Annotated in this window: 14 protein-coding genes; 12 read left to right on the top strand and 2 right to left on the bottom strand. The window is 69.4% G+C overall.

The window, feature by feature from the left end; translation table 11 throughout:
- Nucleotides 1–6 precede the first annotated feature (6 nt).
- The 7 genes from ACIBH2_RS24845 (at nucleotide 7) to glmM (ending at nucleotide 8,898) form a co-directional block, all read left to right on the top strand.
- Nucleotides 7–2,637: an FHA domain-containing protein gene (locus ACIBH2_RS24845; protein ID WP_397121530.1), complete on the top strand. Its 2,631-nt coding sequence runs from the start codon at nucleotides 7–9 to the stop codon at nucleotides 2,635–2,637.
- A gap of 46 nt (nucleotides 2,638–2,683) precedes the next feature.
- Entirely contained in the window at nucleotides 2,684–4,795 is a 2,112-nt protein-coding gene (locus tag ACIBH2_RS24840; RefSeq protein WP_397121528.1) for a hypothetical protein, read from the top strand.
- The gene (locus tag ACIBH2_RS24835; RefSeq protein ID WP_397121526.1) at nucleotides 4,795–5,439 is read left to right on the top strand and encodes a hypothetical protein; all 645 of its coding nucleotides are present in this window, start codon (nucleotides 4,795–4,797) and stop codon (nucleotides 5,437–5,439) included. Before ACIBH2_RS24840 ends, ACIBH2_RS24835 begins: the two co-directional genes overlap by 1 nt.
- A 57-nt stretch (nucleotides 5,440–5,496) precedes the next feature.
- Complete coding sequence (locus ACIBH2_RS24830; protein WP_397121524.1) at nucleotides 5,497–6,204, top strand: endonuclease/exonuclease/phosphatase family protein; 708 nt, start codon at nucleotides 5,497–5,499, stop codon at nucleotides 6,202–6,204.
- A 217-nt stretch (nucleotides 6,205–6,421) separates the two neighbouring features.
- Nucleotides 6,422–6,865 carry a 50S ribosomal protein L13 gene (gene rplM, locus ACIBH2_RS24825; protein WP_397121522.1) on the top strand — a complete coding sequence of 148 codons (444 nt, stop codon included), beginning with the start codon at nucleotides 6,422–6,424 and terminating at the stop codon, nucleotides 6,863–6,865.
- A complete protein-coding gene (gene rpsI, locus ACIBH2_RS24820) occupies nucleotides 6,862–7,371 on the top strand; it encodes a 30S ribosomal protein S9 (protein WP_397121520.1) in 510 nt (169 codons plus the stop codon). The genes rplM and rpsI overlap by 4 nt, the downstream gene beginning before the upstream one ends.
- 156 nt (nucleotides 7,372–7,527) lie before the next feature.
- Nucleotides 7,528–8,898, top strand: a complete 1,371-nt coding sequence (gene glmM, locus ACIBH2_RS24815; protein WP_397121518.1) for a phosphoglucosamine mutase — start codon at nucleotides 7,528–7,530, stop codon at nucleotides 8,896–8,898.
- A 91-nt stretch (nucleotides 8,899–8,989) separates the two neighbouring features.
- On the opposite strand, the gene ACIBH2_RS24810 is transcribed toward glmM, so the two are convergent.
- Nucleotides 8,990–9,589, bottom strand: a complete 600-nt coding sequence (locus ACIBH2_RS24810) for a DUF2867 domain-containing protein (protein WP_397121516.1) — start codon at nucleotides 9,587–9,589, stop codon at nucleotides 8,990–8,992.
- Between the two features lie 38 nt (nucleotides 9,590–9,627).
- Here ACIBH2_RS24810 and ACIBH2_RS24805 point away from each other — a divergent pair, with 38 nt between their 5' ends.
- A complete protein-coding gene (locus ACIBH2_RS24805; protein ID WP_397121514.1) occupies nucleotides 9,628–10,365 on the top strand; it encodes a helix-turn-helix domain-containing protein in 738 nt (245 codons plus the stop codon).
- Here the strand turns inward: ACIBH2_RS24805 and ACIBH2_RS24800 are convergent.
- Nucleotides 10,349–12,004 (bottom strand): ABC-F family ATP-binding cassette domain-containing protein, encoded by a 1,656-nt coding sequence (locus tag ACIBH2_RS24800; RefSeq protein WP_397121512.1) that lies wholly within the window; start codon nucleotides 12,002–12,004, stop codon nucleotides 10,349–10,351. The two genes, ACIBH2_RS24805 and ACIBH2_RS24800, sit on opposite strands and share 17 nt — an antisense overlap.
- Before the next feature lie 116 nt (nucleotides 12,005–12,120).
- On the opposite strand from ACIBH2_RS24800, the gene ACIBH2_RS24795 reads away from it, so the two are divergent.
- The 4 genes from ACIBH2_RS24795 (at nucleotide 12,121) to ACIBH2_RS24780 (ending at nucleotide 14,134) form a co-directional block, all read left to right on the top strand.
- The gene (locus ACIBH2_RS24795; RefSeq protein WP_397121510.1) at nucleotides 12,121–12,342 is read left to right on the top strand and encodes a PspC domain-containing protein; all 222 of its coding nucleotides are present in this window, start codon (nucleotides 12,121–12,123) and stop codon (nucleotides 12,340–12,342) included.
- A gap of 112 nt (nucleotides 12,343–12,454) precedes the next feature.
- Nucleotides 12,455–12,763 carry a DUF6802 family protein gene (locus tag ACIBH2_RS24790; RefSeq protein WP_397121508.1) on the top strand — a complete coding sequence of 103 codons (309 nt, stop codon included), beginning with the start codon at nucleotides 12,455–12,457 and terminating at the stop codon, nucleotides 12,761–12,763.
- A gap of 14 nt (nucleotides 12,764–12,777) precedes the next feature.
- Nucleotides 12,778–13,092 carry a hypothetical protein gene (locus ACIBH2_RS24785; protein WP_397121506.1) on the top strand — a complete coding sequence of 105 codons (315 nt, stop codon included), beginning with the start codon at nucleotides 12,778–12,780 and terminating at the stop codon, nucleotides 13,090–13,092.
- Nucleotides 13,093–13,948: 856 nt separating this feature from the next.
- On the top strand, nucleotides 13,949–14,134 hold the full coding sequence (locus ACIBH2_RS24780) for a hypothetical protein (RefSeq protein ID WP_397121504.1): 186 nt from the start codon (nucleotides 13,949–13,951) through the stop codon (nucleotides 14,132–14,134).
- Nucleotides 14,135–15,168: the final 1,034 nt, after the last annotated feature.

Below are 15,168 nucleotides of genomic sequence, written 5' to 3'. Positions count from 1 at the left end.
CGCAGCATGTCTTCACCGGGGGCGCAGCAGATCACCGTGCGTCATGATGGAACCGAACGGGTCTTCGACGCCAACCAACAGATCACCATGGGGCGGGCACCCGAGGTCAGTCTATTCGTCGACAGTCCACTCGTGTCGCGCGTGCACGCGACCCTGAGCTTCCAGGGTGGGGCCTGGGTGCTCAGCGACAATGGCAGTACCAATGGTGTTTTCGTGGATGCGCGGCGGCTGACCATGCCGCTGCCCATCCACCGGCCGACCCAGGTGCGCCTCGGCGACGCCATCACGGGTCCGCTGCTGCATCTGCTGCCACCCACACCGCGGGTCGGGGGAGCCCCGCAGCCGTCCCGGCCCGAACGCTTCGCGCCGCGACCGCAGCCGCAGGGACAGCGGCCGCCGGTACAGCAGCCGCCCGCGCAGCGCCCACCCTCGCATCCGCAGCCGGTGCAGCGACCGCCGTCGCATCCGCAACCCGTGCAGCGTCCGCCGTCGAGCGCGCGTCCGCCGTCGAATGCCCAACCGCAGGTGCGGCCGCCGTCGACCCCGCAGCCCCAGGTGCGGCCGCCCTCGCAGCCGCAGCCGGAAGTGCCGCTGCACCAGGGCGCTCCGGTCAATATGAATATGACGGCCAAGGCCGATATCTCGGCGCTGCCGCCCATGCGCGCCCGCTCCGCCGATCAGCCCATCGCGAGCGCCGACCGAATTCCGGCCGCCGGACTGCACATCGGCCGTACGCCCGACAATCAGATCGTCGTCAATGATCCGCTCGCCTCGCGCAGGCACGCCCGTCTCGTCAGCCGCCCCGAGGGTCTCGCCATCGAGGACTTGGGTTCGGCCAACGGCACGTTCGTCAACGGCCGCCGCGAAGAGCGGGCGCTGCTGCGCGAACGCGATATCGTCACCATCGGCAATGTCGACTTCGTGGTCAAGCAGGGCACGCTCGAACACCGGCAGCGGCCGGTCGCCGAGCAGGGTCTGCACGTGCACGGCGTGGGATTCACCGTCGAGGGCAACAAGGAACTGCTCGTCGATGTGAACATGCAGGCCGGGCGCGGGTCGCTGACCGCGCTCATCGGCCCCTCCGGCGCGGGCAAGTCCACGCTGTCGAAGCTCATCGCCGGTAGTACCCAGCCCTCGGCGGGTGCGGTCACCTTCGAAGGGCGCAATCTGCACGCCGAATACGAGGCGCTGCGCTCCCGCATCGGCATGGTGCCGCAGGACGATGTGCTGCACAAGCAGTTGACCGTCAAGCAGGCGCTGGGCTTCGCCGCCCAACTGCGACTGCCACCCGACACCACCAAGGCCGACCGGCAACGCGTCATCGACGGTGTGCTGGGCGAACTTTCGCTCACCCAGCACGCGGACACCCGGGTGGACCGGCTCTCCGGCGGTCAGCGCAAACGCGCCTCGGTGGCCATGGAACTGCTCACCGGTCCGTCGCTGCTGATTCTCGACGAGCCCACCTCGGGTCTGGACCCGGCGCTGGACCGCCAGGTCATGACCATGCTGCGCGAACTCGCCGACGCGGGCCGCACCGTCATCGTGGTCACGCACTCGGTGGCGTGCCTGGACATGTGCGATCAGGTGCTGCTGCTCGCGCCCGGCGGCAAGACCGCCTTCTGCGGGCACCCGGGCAGTGTGCGCGACTTCCTCGGCACCAGCGACTGGGCGGAGATCTTCGCAAGGGTCGCAGCCGATCCCGACCGCGCCTTCGCGAATTTCCGCTCCCGCCAAGCCTTCGCGCCGCCACCACCGCCGGTGCGGCAGCAGGAGAAGATCAGGCCGCCGAAATCCAGTGCCTTCAAACAGTTCTCGACGCTGTCGCGCAGACAGCTGCGGCTCATCCTCGCCGACCGAGGCTATCTGGCCTTCCTGGTGATCCTGCCGTTCGTGCTGGGCGGGCTGTCCCTGGTGGTGCCGGGCAGCAACGGCTTCCAGAAGGGCGGGTTCGTGCAGATGCCGGACGGGTCCTTCCAGGCCACCGGCGGCGCGGAGGCCCAACAGCTGCTGGTGGTGCTCATCCTCGGCGCGTGCTTCATGGGCTCGACGCTGACCGTGCGTGATCTGGTGGGCGAGCGGGCGATCTACTTCCGCGAGCGCGCGGTCGGGCTGCGGTCGGGCGCGTACCTGATGTCGAAGATCGTGATCTTCAGTGTGGCCGCGCTGCTGCAGGCGGGCGTCATGATGGCCATCGTGCTGGCGGGCAAGAAGCGGCCCGGACCCGGCGTGGTGATCTCCAACGGCAGCGCCGAACTGTATGTCGGCATCGCCCTGACCGCCGTGACCTGCGTGGTGCTGGGTCTGCTGCTCTCCTCGCTGGCCAAATCCAATGAACAGGTGATGCCGCTGCTGGTGGTCGCCATCATGTTCCAGCTGGTGATGGCGGGCGGCATGATCCCGGTGACCGACCGCGTTGTGCTGGACCAGGTTTCGTGGCTGTTCCCGTCGCGCTGGGGTTATGCCGCCGGGGCATCGACGGTGAATGTGCGCGAGATCTTCGCCAATGCCCAGCCCGACGAGCTGTGGAAGCACGAAGTGCCGATCTGGTCGCTCGATATCGCCATGCTGTTCGTGCTGGCGTTGGTGCTGGCGTTGCTCACGTGGTCGCGGCTGCGGCTCAAGAAATCGGCCGCGTGACGGGCGCGGCGCGCGTTTCGACGGGTGAACAGGCAGACTGGTGGCTGTGACGGCTCGAGTTGGGGCAGTGCATCTCGGCTGGGACGTGGTGACGGTCGCCGCCGGTGGCGGCGGCAAACCGATACGCCCGGTCCAGGTGGAGAGCACATACACACCGCCCGCGTATCTGCTGGCGGATTCGTCCGGTCGCCTGCACACCGCGGGAGTCGACCGGCGTCCTGACGTAGGTATCGCCATTTCGGATGTGCGCGACATCATCGGGCATCCGCGCATCGTGATCGCCGGGGCGACCTGGCCCGCGGAGCTGGTGTTCCGGGCGCGGCTGTTCAATCCGCTGGCGGCCATCGGCAAACATCTCGGCGGTGCGCCCGACGTGGTGGCGCTGCCGTTCCCCGACGACTGGCCCGACGAGAAGGTCGACGAGTACGCGCGGCTGGTGGAGCAGCTCGGCGTCGCGGTCGAACCACTGCCCGAATCGGTGGCGCTCTCCGGCTATGTGCGCGCTCTCGGCCTGGTCCGCGCCGAACCCTCGGTCGGCGCGACCGGCGTCTACTCCGACGGGCGCGGCTGCCTGGTGGTGGCCGTCCACGGCGACGACGAGGAGCCCACCGAATCCATGGGCGTGGGCATCCACCCCGATGCCCTGCACGACGCCCGCGCCGCCGACAATGTGGTCATCGAGGTCATGGCCGCCGCCCGCACCATCGGCGCGGACACCTCCACGGTCCTGCTCACCGGCAATGTGGCGTTCAACGACGCGTTGCGGTTGGCCTTCCAGAACCATCTGGGGCACCGGCTCCAGGTCGCGGACCACCCGATGCACGCCATGGTGCTGGGGGCGACGCATCTGCTGGTCAACGACAGCGAGAACTATCCGGAGGACGCGCCTTACGCGGGCGCGGGACAGCCGCACCCGGGGGCTGGGCAGCCGCCCGCGCCGCACGCGGGTCGACCGCAGCCGGGGCAAGCGCCTCCGGCACCCGGGCAGGCGCACGCCGGGGCGGGGCAACCTTCTCCCGCGCCGGGGCAACCGCCGTCCGCTACGGGGGCATCTCAGTCGGGGGCGGCGCAGTCGTACTCCGGTGCGCCGCAACAAGCTTCGGGTGCGGGGGCGGAGGCCGACGCGGCGCGACAGGGCGGGCCGCGGCATTCCTCGCCCGGTAGTCAGGTGCCACCCGCCGCGGCGCGGTCGGTCGATCCGGTGCCTCGGCAGATTCCGTCGTCGGGGCAGCCGCAGCCGCAGACCCCGGCGAGTATGCAGCCGCTGCAACGGCAGCCCGAACCGCTGCGGCAGCAGCCGGAAATGACGCCGCGGCATATGGATTCACCGCCGAGCGGGGAGTCGGCGGGTCAATCCGCCACCGGCGCACCGGCTTCGCCGACCGACCCCGCCGGGCAGACCCGTCGGATTTCCCAGGAGGAGATCGCGGCGCTCGCGGCGCAGGGCATGGCCGCCGGGCAGGGTGCTGGCACCGGGGACGTGCCGATCGCTTCGCAGTCGTCGCGGAACTTGCCCGCCGGAGCGCCCGGTATGGGCAGCAGATTCACGCGGCCGCCCGGGACGCCCGCCGATGACCAGGCGACAGCGGTGGTCGGCCGTCCACCGCAGGGCGCGGCGAGCGCTGGGGGCCAGGGGTATTCGGGCTACGGACCGCACGGCCCCGGGAATACGCCTGCCGGACACGAACATTCGAGTCAGGGCGGTTCCGGACAAGGTGCCGCCGGGCAAGGTGGCGTGGGACAGTACGGCCCGAGTGGGACTGGCGCGCACGCGTATTCACCGCAGAGCCCCGGTCAGCCCTACGGCCAGGGTGGGAGCGGATACTCCACCGGACCGCAGGGGGTCGTCGGCGGCTACGGCCCAGGTGGGCCCACTCCCGGTGGCGGCTACGGCGCGGCCCAAGGTGGGCACGGTGGCGAGGGCGGCTACGGTCCCGCGGGCCAGCCGGGCGGTTACGCGTCCGGACCGGGCGGTTCGTCTGCCGGAAATCCCGCAGGTCAGGGCGGTTCGGGCTACGCTGGGCCGGTGCCGCCCACCGGTTCGCCATCCCCGTACCCGCCGTCGCGGGACACCGATGCCGACCGTTCCGATCAGGATTCCGGCGAGGGCGAGTCCAAGCGCAAGGGCCTGTGGAACAAGATGAAGGGCAAGCGCTGATGAAGCCGAAGCGCTTCGGAGCCCCCACCATGCTGAGCGCGGTCGCCTTGGCCGCGGTCGGCATGCAGGCTTCCGGTGCGCCCGGCGTCACCGCGGACCCGGCCGCGCTGACGAGCCCCGTCGACGAGTCGACCCGCGGCGCCACCACGGAAGTCGCCGCGGTGTCGGCCACCTCGGGTGCCGCGGACAACCCCTCCGACACGTCGCTCACCGGCGCGACGGAATTCGTGCCCGGCCATGGCAGCCAGCGAATTTGGGACGGTGACGGTGAGTTCCATTCCAGCGCAACCGTGATCGATGCGGCTCAGGCGGCGTTCACGAGGGAAGCCGGAGCTTCGGAACCATCAGCCGTTTCGACACTCGTCGCCGACGATTCGGGAGCGGCCGAGTTCGACCTCGGTGCAACGGATTTCGGCGGCCCCCGGGTCGAATCCTTCGGCGATTGGCCGTCGGTGGATCGGACCGCTCGGTTCGCGTCCACCTGCTCGGTGATCCCGTCGGTATCCCTCGCCCCGCTGCCCGGTATCGCCGATATCGGCGACCCGACCGAGATCGAATGCGGCCCACTCGGTATCGATACGTTGCGCTACTCCATTCCGGGCCCGACTCGCGGGATCGACCCGGGTCCGCCGATTCTGATTTGACCGGGGCGGCCGCAATCCCCATCGCGGGCCTGGCGTGCCGCGCCTAGCATCGCGATCATGATCACGGTCGCCACCTGGAATGTGCTGCATCGCGTCCATGCCGAGAATTGGTACGAGGACGTCGCGCGGCGGTGGCCGGACGAGCAGGCGCGCATCGCGGCGGTGACGGCGCGGGTGGCGGCGCTGACCGAGCAGGTCATCGCGCTGCAAGAAGTCAGTGGCGACCAGTTGGTCTCGCTGCGGGCGGCGCTGCCGGAGCGCACCGTCCACGCGCTGCGGTATCCGCGTCTACCCCGCCCGCGCCGGATCGAGACGGCGTTGACCGACCGCGACGAGTACCTCGTCCTCCTGGTGAACGGCCCCAGCGAGCAGACCGCCGCCGAATCCTTCGCCAGCGATCCGGGCAAAGGGCTGCTCGCGGCCCAAGCCTTCGGGATCACCGTCGTCGCCACCCACGTCACCGGCGACGACCGTCGCGGCGGACAGTTGGCCCGACTGGCCGAACTCGGCACCGACCTCAAGGGCACGGTCCTGCTCGGCGACTTCAATATCGCCCGCGACCACGTGGCGGCGGGCCTTGGCCCGGACTTCACGGTCCCGAATTTCGCCCCGGGCTCCCCGCCGACCCGCCCGCGTACGTCGGGTGCCAAATCCCAGTACATCGACCTGGTCGTCGGCTGCGGCGTTCCCGTCTCCGATCCGACGGTAGAAGACGTGGCGGGCCTGTCCGACCACAACCTGGTTCGCGCGACAATCGACATCTGAGCTGATCGGGCGATATCGAGCCTGATCGCGCCGCTCATACCCCGGGCCCGGACCGGTTTCAGATGTCCGGCCCGCCCCTGGTATCGTGGCCCGTTGGCGTGCGGTACCACCGGGCAACCGGTGCGTCCCACGAGTCCCCGGGTCTCCGCCTGGCCGCCGGGGAATCACTCGACCGTTCACGCTGGCTGGCAAAACCGACGACAGACAGGGAAGCACTGTGCCTACGTACAGCCCCAAGGCTGGTGACGTGACCCGCAAGTGGTACGTCATCGACGCCACTGACGTACGGCTCGGCCGCCTTGCCGTGCAGGCAGCGAATCTGCTGCGTGGCAAGAACAAGCCGACCTACGCACCGAATGTCGATGGTGGCGACTTCGTCATCATCATCAATGCCGACAAGATCTCCATTGCCGGTAACAAGGCCGACCGCACCTTCATCCACACCCACTCGGGCCACCCGGGCGGTTTGAAGACCCGGTCTGTCCGCCAGGTGCTCGAGACCCGCCCCGACCGTCTGGTCGAGCGCGCGATCAAGGGCATGATCCCGAAGAACAAGCTGGGCAACCGCATGATCGGCAAGCTGAAGGTCTACGCTGGCCCGGCTCATCCGCACGCCGCTCAGCAGCCCATTCCGTTCGAGATCAAGCAGGTGGCCCAGTGACCGCTCCTGAGGAATTCAACGACGACTTCGTCGTCGAGGACACCACCGTCGAGGTCGTCGAGGAGGGTGACGGCTACGAGGCCGAGTACACCGCCGAGACCTTCGCCCCGGTCGTGATCGACCGTCCGGTGCAGACCGTCGGCCGCCGCAAGGAAGCCGTCGTCCGCGTCCGCCTGGTGCCGGGCTCCGGCAACTTCGTGCTCAACGGCCGTACCATCGAGGACTACTTCCCGAACAAGGTGCACCAGCAGCTGGTGAAGTCGCCGCTGGTGACCGTCGAGCGCACCGAGAGCTTCGACATCTACGCCCGCCTGGTCGGCGGCGGCCCGTCGGGTCAGGCTGGCGCGCTGCGCCTCGCCATCGCCCGCGCGCTGATCGAGGTCACCCCCGATGATCGTCCGGCGCTCAAGCGCGCTGGCTTCCTCACTCGTGACCCGCGTGCCACCGAGCGTAAGAAGTACGGCCTCAAGAAGGCCCGCAAGGCGCCTCAGTACTCGAAGCGCTGATTTCCCGCCGCACGACCCTGCCGCGCCCGACCCCTTCGGGGGAGGGGCGCGGTACGGTCTATGCGGCAACCTGTCCGAGAGCAGGCTCCCAGCAACGGTTTTCGAAGCCGCTGGGCGCCTGCTCTCGTGCGTTATCGACCGACCAGGGGTGAGGTTATGGGACGTTTGTTCGGCACCGATGGAGTCCGCGGACTCGCCAACGAGTCGCTGAGTCCGGAACTGGCACTGCGGGTTTCGGCGGCGGCTGCGCAGGTTTTGAGCCGGGGCAAGAAGCGCGCGCTGGCGGTGGTTGGCCGCGACCCGCGCGCGAGCGGTGAGATGCTGGAGGCCGCGGTGGTCGCGGGCCTGACTTCCGCTGGGGTGGACGTGGTTTCGGTCGGCGTACTGCCGACCCCGGCGGTCGCCTACCTGACCGGCGTGTACGACGCCTGCCTGGGCGTGATGATCTCGGCATCGCACAATCCCATGCCGGACAACGGAATCAAGATTTTCGCCGCGGGCGGTCACAAGCTCGACGACGCCGTGGAGAACCGCATCGAGACGCTCGTCGCCGAGGGTTCGTTCGTGCGCCCGACCGGCGCGGCCATCGGCCGGGTGCTCGGCCGACCGGGACTGGGCGGCCAGCACTTCGACGACCGGTACACCCTCGAAGGCACCCACGAACGCTATGTGGAGCATCTGGTGGAGGCCACCGGACGCGACCTGAGCGGACTCACCGTGGTGCTGGACTGCGCGAACGGCGCGGCCGCCGAGGTGGGTCCGGCGGCCTTCCGCGAGGCGGGCGCGACGGTCGTCGCCATCCACGCCGAACCGGATGGCCTCAATATCAACGACCGTTGCGGCTCAACGCATTTGGAGAAACTTCAGGCCGCCGTCGTCGAGCACGGAGCCGATCTGGGCCTGGGTCTGGACGGCGATGCCGACCGCTGTCTCGCCGTGGACGCCACCGGCGCGGTGGTGGACGGCGACGCCATCATGGCGGTCCTGGCGCTGGCCATGAACGAGACCGGCGAACTCGCCGAAAACACCCTCGTCGCAACGGTGATGAGCAATCTCGGCCTGCACATCGCACTGCGCGCGGCCGGTATCACGGTGCTCACCACGGCGGTCGGCGACCGCTATGTGCTCGAGGAGCTGCGCCGCGGCGGCTACACCCTCGGCGGCGAACAGTCCGGCCACGTGGTGCTCCCGCGCTTCGGCACCACCGGCGACGGCATTCTCTCCGGCCTGAAGCTCATGGCCCGCATGGCCGAAACCGGCCGCGCCCTGGCCGATCTCGCCTCGGTGGTCGAGACGGTCCCGCAGGTGCTGGTGAACGTCAAGGTCTCCGACAAGACCGCGGTCGCGGCGGCCCCGTCGGTCCAGGAGGCGGTGGCCGAGGCCGAGAAGCTCCTCGGTGACACCGGCCGAGTCCTGTTGCGGCCCAGTGGAACCGAGCAGCTGGTGCGCGTCATGGTGGAGGCGACCGATCCGGACCAGGCGCAGCGCCTGGCCGACGATCTGGCCAAACTCGTCGCGGCGGTGTAGAGCTCTGAAATCTCGTGCCCCGCTGCCTGACGGCAGCGGGGCACAGGTGCCGGAAGAGGCGGTCAGTCGCCCGTGGCACTCGCCGCGGTGATCATCTCGTGTCGGTGAGTTCGCCTGCGCGCCAGGTCTTTCCCATCTCTCGGAAGAAGTGCGGGTACACCACCCGCTGGCGCAGCGGCGAGATCATGGCCATGTAGAGCTTGCCGAACAGGCCGCTCGGTTTCACCAGCGCGGTCATCTGTCCGTGGTAGCCGCCGTGGCCGTCCTCCACCCAACCGAGGTGCAGGAGACAGTGCACGGTGCTGTTGGCGAATTCCGCCAGCCATTCGTCGTGGGTCAGGAACACCGAGGTGAAGGGGGCACCCTCCATATCCGGGCCGCGGACCGCGCGCAGGTCCTGCGGCAGGCGGTCGCACAGCGACGCCACCCGGTGGCCGATGGCCTTGTCCGGCGTGTCCCAGCGCAGCAGGGCTCCGATCTTCAGCCGGAGCGCCCACAGCGTGCCGACCACGACATTGCTGGAGACACTCATGGTCGAGTCGTCGCCGTCGGTGAGTTGCCGCACCAGGCGATCGAGATCGTCGGGGCCGCCGGGAGTCGGCAGCGCCCACACATCCTCGATCACGAAATCACCGGTGATCTCGTGTGCGCGCCAGGGGCGGGATGTGAATTCGGTATTCGGCAGCCTCATGAATCGACCTCCATCAGGGGTAGTGGCAGCATGAGGGAATGATCGAGCAGCCGCGCTCGTGGCGTCTTGAACGAAACGGCAATGCCGTGTTCGCGGCCGTGGGCGCTGAGTTCACCTGCTACGCGGAGAGCGCCGGGCCGTTCGGCTCGGGCGCGCGCAACCCGGCCTGGCAGCTCACGCTCTCGTGGGACGGCGAGGTGGTCGTCACCGACGAGCAGGGGCGCGAAACCGCTGGGCGCGGGGTGCTGGTGTCGCCCGGGCTGCCGCACACCATGCGGCATCCGAACGGATTCACCGCGCTGTGGATCGACCCGCATCGGCTGGCGGCGCCGCCCGGGGTTCATGCCCTCGATGCCATCCAGGTCCGGCGGCTGTTCGCCGCGCTGGGCGACGATCTCGACCCGGATCGACTGCGCCGCACGGTGAATCGGGAAATCGGCGAGCCGCCGCCGGTGGATCCTCGGCTGATTCGCGCGCTCGCCATCCTGGACCAGGGCGCGAGCCTGGAGGAACTGGCCGGGCACGTCGGCCTGTCGGCGCGCCGACTGCGGCAGCTGTCCGCGCCCCTGGGCACCTCGCTCACCACGCTGCGGCGCTGGCATCGAGTCCGGGAGGCGGGCCTGCTGCTGCCGTTCTTCCCGGCTGCCGAGGTCGCGGTGCGGGTGGGCTTCGCCGACCAAGCCCACCTGATCCGCAGCATGGCCGAATCCACCGGGCACACACCGGGTTCGGCGCTCGCGGCGGTCGGAGGCGGGGTCGCTACCGAGCTTCGGTGAGCTGACCGCTGTCCATGTGCCAGCGGCGGGTGGCGCGCACATTGTCGAGCATGCGGCGGTCGTGGGTAACCAGAAGCAGTGTGCCCTCGAAGGATTCGACGGCCTGCTCGAGCTGCTCGATGGCGGGCAGGTCGAGGTGGTTGGTGGGTTCGTCGAGGACGAGCAGGTTCACGCCGCGGGCTTGCAGGAGGGCCAGGGCGGCGCGGGTGCGTTCGCCCGGGGAGAGGGTGTCGTTGGGGCGCAGTACATGTGGGCCGCGCAGGCCGAACTTGGCGAGCAGCGTTCGGACCTCGGCCTCGGGCCAGTCGGGGATCTGGGCGCTGAAAGTATCGGCGAGCGTGGCGGTTCCCCGGAACAATCCGCGTGCCTGATCCACCTCGCCGATGGCCACGCCCGAGCCCAAGGCGGCGGAACCGCTGTCGGGCTGGGTCTTTCCGAGCAGCACCGCGAGCAGCGTCGATTTGCCCGAGCCGTTGTCGCCCGTCAAGACGATGCGGTCACCGAAATCCACCTGCGTGGTGATCGGCCCGAGCGTGAAATCCCCGCGCGTCACCGTCGCATTCGACAGCGTCGCCACCACCGTTCCGCTGCGGGGCGCGGCGGCGATGGCCATGCGCAGCTCCCACTCCTTGCGCGGCTCCTCCACCGCGTCCAGCCGCTCGATGCGCTTGAGCGTCTGTTTCACCTTCGACGCCTGCTTCTCGGTGGCCTCGGCGCGCATTTTCCGACCGGCCTTGTCGGAGTCCACCTTTCGGGGATCCTTGGCCTTGCGGCGGGCGGTGCGCACGCCGTGTTCCATCCAATTGCGCTGCATGGTGGCGCGGGCCTCGAGTCCGGCCTTGGTGTCGGCGAACTCCTCGTAGGCCTCGCGGGCATGGCGGCGGGCTATCTCGCGTTCGGCCAGGTAGGAGTCGTAGCTGCCGTCGTAGACACCGACCTGCTGCTGTGCCAGATCCAGTTCGACGATCCGATTCACGGTGCGCGCCAAGAACTCTCGGTCGTGGCTGATAACCATAAGGGGCACCCGGATACCGGTCACGAACTGCTCCAATCGGGCCAGGCCGTCCAGGTCGAGGTCGTTGGTGGGCTCGTCCAACAGCAGAATGTCGAAGCGCGACAACAACACCGAGGCCAGACCGGCGCGGGCCGCCTGCCCGCCGGAGAGCACCGTCATGGGGGTGTCCAAGCCGTGCGGCAGGCTCTCGCTGAGCCCGAGATCCGCCGCCACCTCGGCCGCGCGCTGCTCCAGATCCGCGCCGCCGAGCGCCAGCCAGCGCTCCAGCGCGGGGGAGTAGTCGTCGTCACCGCCTTCGCCGAGGCGCTCGGCGGCGGCATCCATGACGCGCTGCGCCTCGGCGACCCCGGTGCGCCGCGCCAGGAATTCCATGACCGTCTCCCCGGCAAGGCGTTCCGGCTCCTGCGCGAGGTAGCCGACGCTCGCGTCGGGCGGGCTGAGCGCGATCTCGCCCTCGACCGCGTCGCGGTCGGCGAGCATGCGCAGCAGGGTGGATTTCCCGGCTCCGTTCACGCCGACCAGGCCGATCACATCGCCGGGGGCGAGCACCAGGTCGAGGTCCTCGAACAGGGTTCGTTCCCCGTGTCCGGCCGACAGTCCGCGGGCATGCAGTGTTGCGCTCACTCGAGGAAGTCTGCCCTGTTCAGGGTTGGACCCTGAGCCGGGGGCATCGGAAAGTCAGGGTCGGAATCGGGCCGAGGACCGATGCGCGTGCCGCGCGCGGCGCGCAGAGTGGAGGTATGACAACACCGACCCCCTCCCGCCGTCTCACCCGCTCGACCAGTGACAAGTGGATCGCCGGAGTCTGCGGCGGTATCGCCGAGTACTTCGGTTGGAGCGCCAATATCGTTCGACTGCTGTTCGTGCTGTCCTGCCTGCTGCCCGGGCCGCAGTTCATTCTGTATCTGGTGCTCTGGCTGGTGATTCCCAAGAACAAGGCCCCGCACGTCGCCCAGTGGTAGCCACGCCGAAGTTGTCCACACCCCGCGAGTCATCCACAACTCGTCGGTAAGGAGTCACGCTCGGCCTCCGCTGGTGCGAGGATGGTAGCCACATCGCTGCGGAGGAGAGCACATGGTCACATCTGGTGATCTGTCCGGACTGGATCTGCCGAACCTCGACACGCACTCGGAGCTGAGTGCCATCGGTGCGGTGGAACTAGCCCATCCGGTACAGGACATCGACGGCGACGGTCGTTTGGACACCGTGACCACCAATGGCGAACGCGCCATGCACGTGTGGACCGATCTCGACGACGATGGGTACGCCGATCATGTGACCCTGGTCGACCAGGGCGGCGACTACGCGGCCTGGGAGTTCCGCCACCACCCCGACGGCACCACCGAGTGGGTGCGCACCGATTCGGGACGCCTGGGTGGGTGACGGAAGGGGGACGCATGGGGAGCGGACCTGACGGGTTCGCGGTCGATATCGACGCGCTGCGGGCAGCCGCGGGGAGCTTGCGCGACTCCGCGGTGGTCCTGCGCACGCAGGCGCGGCGCGTCGACGACCATCTGTTCGGTATCGGCAATGACGAAGCCGGGCGCGACTATTCGGAGCAGGGGCTGGCCGTGCATCGCGGCCTGGAGCGTTTGGCGGGCTGGCTGCGGGACTGGGGTTCGGCCACCGCGGCCACCGCCGCCGCCTTCGATCTGGCCGTGGCCGAATACGTGCGCAACGACAGGGAACGGGCGGAGCGCACCGGCGGGTAATCCGAAATTGCAGGGGGGACTGTGAGTTTCGATGTGGCCGGGAAGTCGGTGGACGACATCCTGGATTACGGCGCACCGGGCCTGGAGTACTGGGAGTACTTCCTGCCGCTGTACGAGAAGGCCTTCGGCGCACTGCCCGAGGTGACGCTCGCCGAACTGCGGGCCCGCTACGACGAACAACGCGGCTTGGACCTCGACAAGCTCGATGCCACCCGAAAGGCGCTCGCCGAGTCCCTCTCCGCCGCCGAACAGCAGTGGGCCGCCCAACAATCCGTCGCCCACAGCCTCTCGACCATCTGGACCGGAGTGGGCGGCGCCGCGGCCCTCGACCACACCGCCGCCCACGTGCGCCGCGCCCGCGACGACCTCGACGCCGCCGCCAAGATCGTCACCACCCTCGACGCTCTCATCGCCCCGATCCGCCAAGCTATCCTCACCAAAGCCGACGACACCCTCGGTCTCCTGGAACGCACCCCCACCGGAGAAACCACCCTGGCCCTGGGCGGCAAATCCCCCGAAGCCATCGACTCCCTCATAACCACCACCCCCGAAACCCCTTGGCTCCACCAAACCTTCAAACCCGACATAGAACACAAACTCCACAGATTCACCCAAACCTGCACAGCCACCAGCCAATTCATCACCGACCAATACCGCACCCTCACCACATCCCTGAGCCTCACCCTCGACACCCCCTACCCCCAACCCACCACCCCCTTCGACCCCGCCCAAACGGGCAACCGCCCCGAATCCACTACTCCTGCAACAGGACCGGACGGGACTAGTCCCGGCTCGGGAGCGGGCGGTCCGGGTAGTGAGCCGGACGAACCCGGCGCATCGGGCCCCAATGCGCCGGATGGAACTACGCCGGGTGGGGTCGGCGGGGGAGACGGAACCGGCGGGCCGGGTGGAACCGGCGGGCCGGGTGGAACCGGCGGGCCGGGTGGGACCGGCGGGCCGGGTGGGACCGGCGGATCCGGTGGGTCCGGCGAGTCGGGTGGAGCCGGTGGGCCGGGCGGAGTGGGTGGACCGGGCGGAGTGAACGGATCGGGCGGAGGGGGTGGATCAGGCGGTGCCAGCGCGCCGGACGGGCCCAATGGGTCGGGCGGCACCGCGCCCGCGGGGGCGGTCCCACAGACCGAAACGCCCGCCCCTGCAGGAGCGCCCGGGTCTGCGGGAGCGCCCGGGTTTGCGGGAGCGGCCGGGTCTGCGGGAGCGGCCGGGTCTGCGGGAGCGGGCGGGTCTGCGGGAGCGGCTGGATCTGCGGGAGCGGGCGGGCCTGCCGCGGCCACGACTTCGCCTGGAGCGGCATTCATTCCCGGGGTGACGGGCGCGCCTGGGGCAGCGTGCGTTCCCGGGTCGATGGGCTCGTCGGGAGCGGCCACCGCTGCGCCAGCCGTCTGCACGGGCACTACGGCAGGCCCGGCTCCGGCCTCCACCGTGGACCCCTCAATGCCACGGAACGACCCCGCCACTCTTGGCGGCCGCACCAGTCCTTCCGTCGAACCGCAAGATCCCGCGTCCCCTGATTCGCCCACTATGTCCGATGGGAGAGCCAGATCCCGTTCCGGCACAACGTCCTTCGACGACCTGCTCAACGGCTTGGGCACTTCCCTCACCGAACTCCTGACACACCTGTCCGAAGGTGTCCAAACGGGCCTCGAAGCCTCCCTCGGCACCCTCCAAACCCTGCTCACCCCCGACACCACCACGCCCAACCCAGATCCCACCTCACCCCCAACCGACCTGGCCCCCACCCCGCCGGAAACGAACCCGGCCCCCACCTCCCCCGAAACCGAGCCCCAACCAACCGGCTCCGCCCAGAAGACCGAATTCGACCTCGCCGGACACCACCTCACCGTCGAATCAACCCCCACCGGCGAACTGAAACTGACAGTCACCACCCCCACCGGCGAATCCCACACCTTCACAGCCAAACTCGACCCCAACGGACTCCCGGTAATCACCACCGAGACCCTCCCCACCGACCCTTCACCGGACACTCCACCGCCGGGATCCACTCCGGATGCCCCTCCGTCCGAAGTTCAGCCAGATGGCCCGCCACCCGGCCTTCCG

Source organism: Nocardia sp. NPDC050406, assembly GCF_044459025.1.
Lineage (GTDB): Bacteria > Actinomycetota > Actinomycetes > Mycobacteriales > Mycobacteriaceae > Nocardia.
Note: the sequence above shows the minus strand (reverse complement) of the source record. Positions and strands in the feature narration are given on the sequence as shown.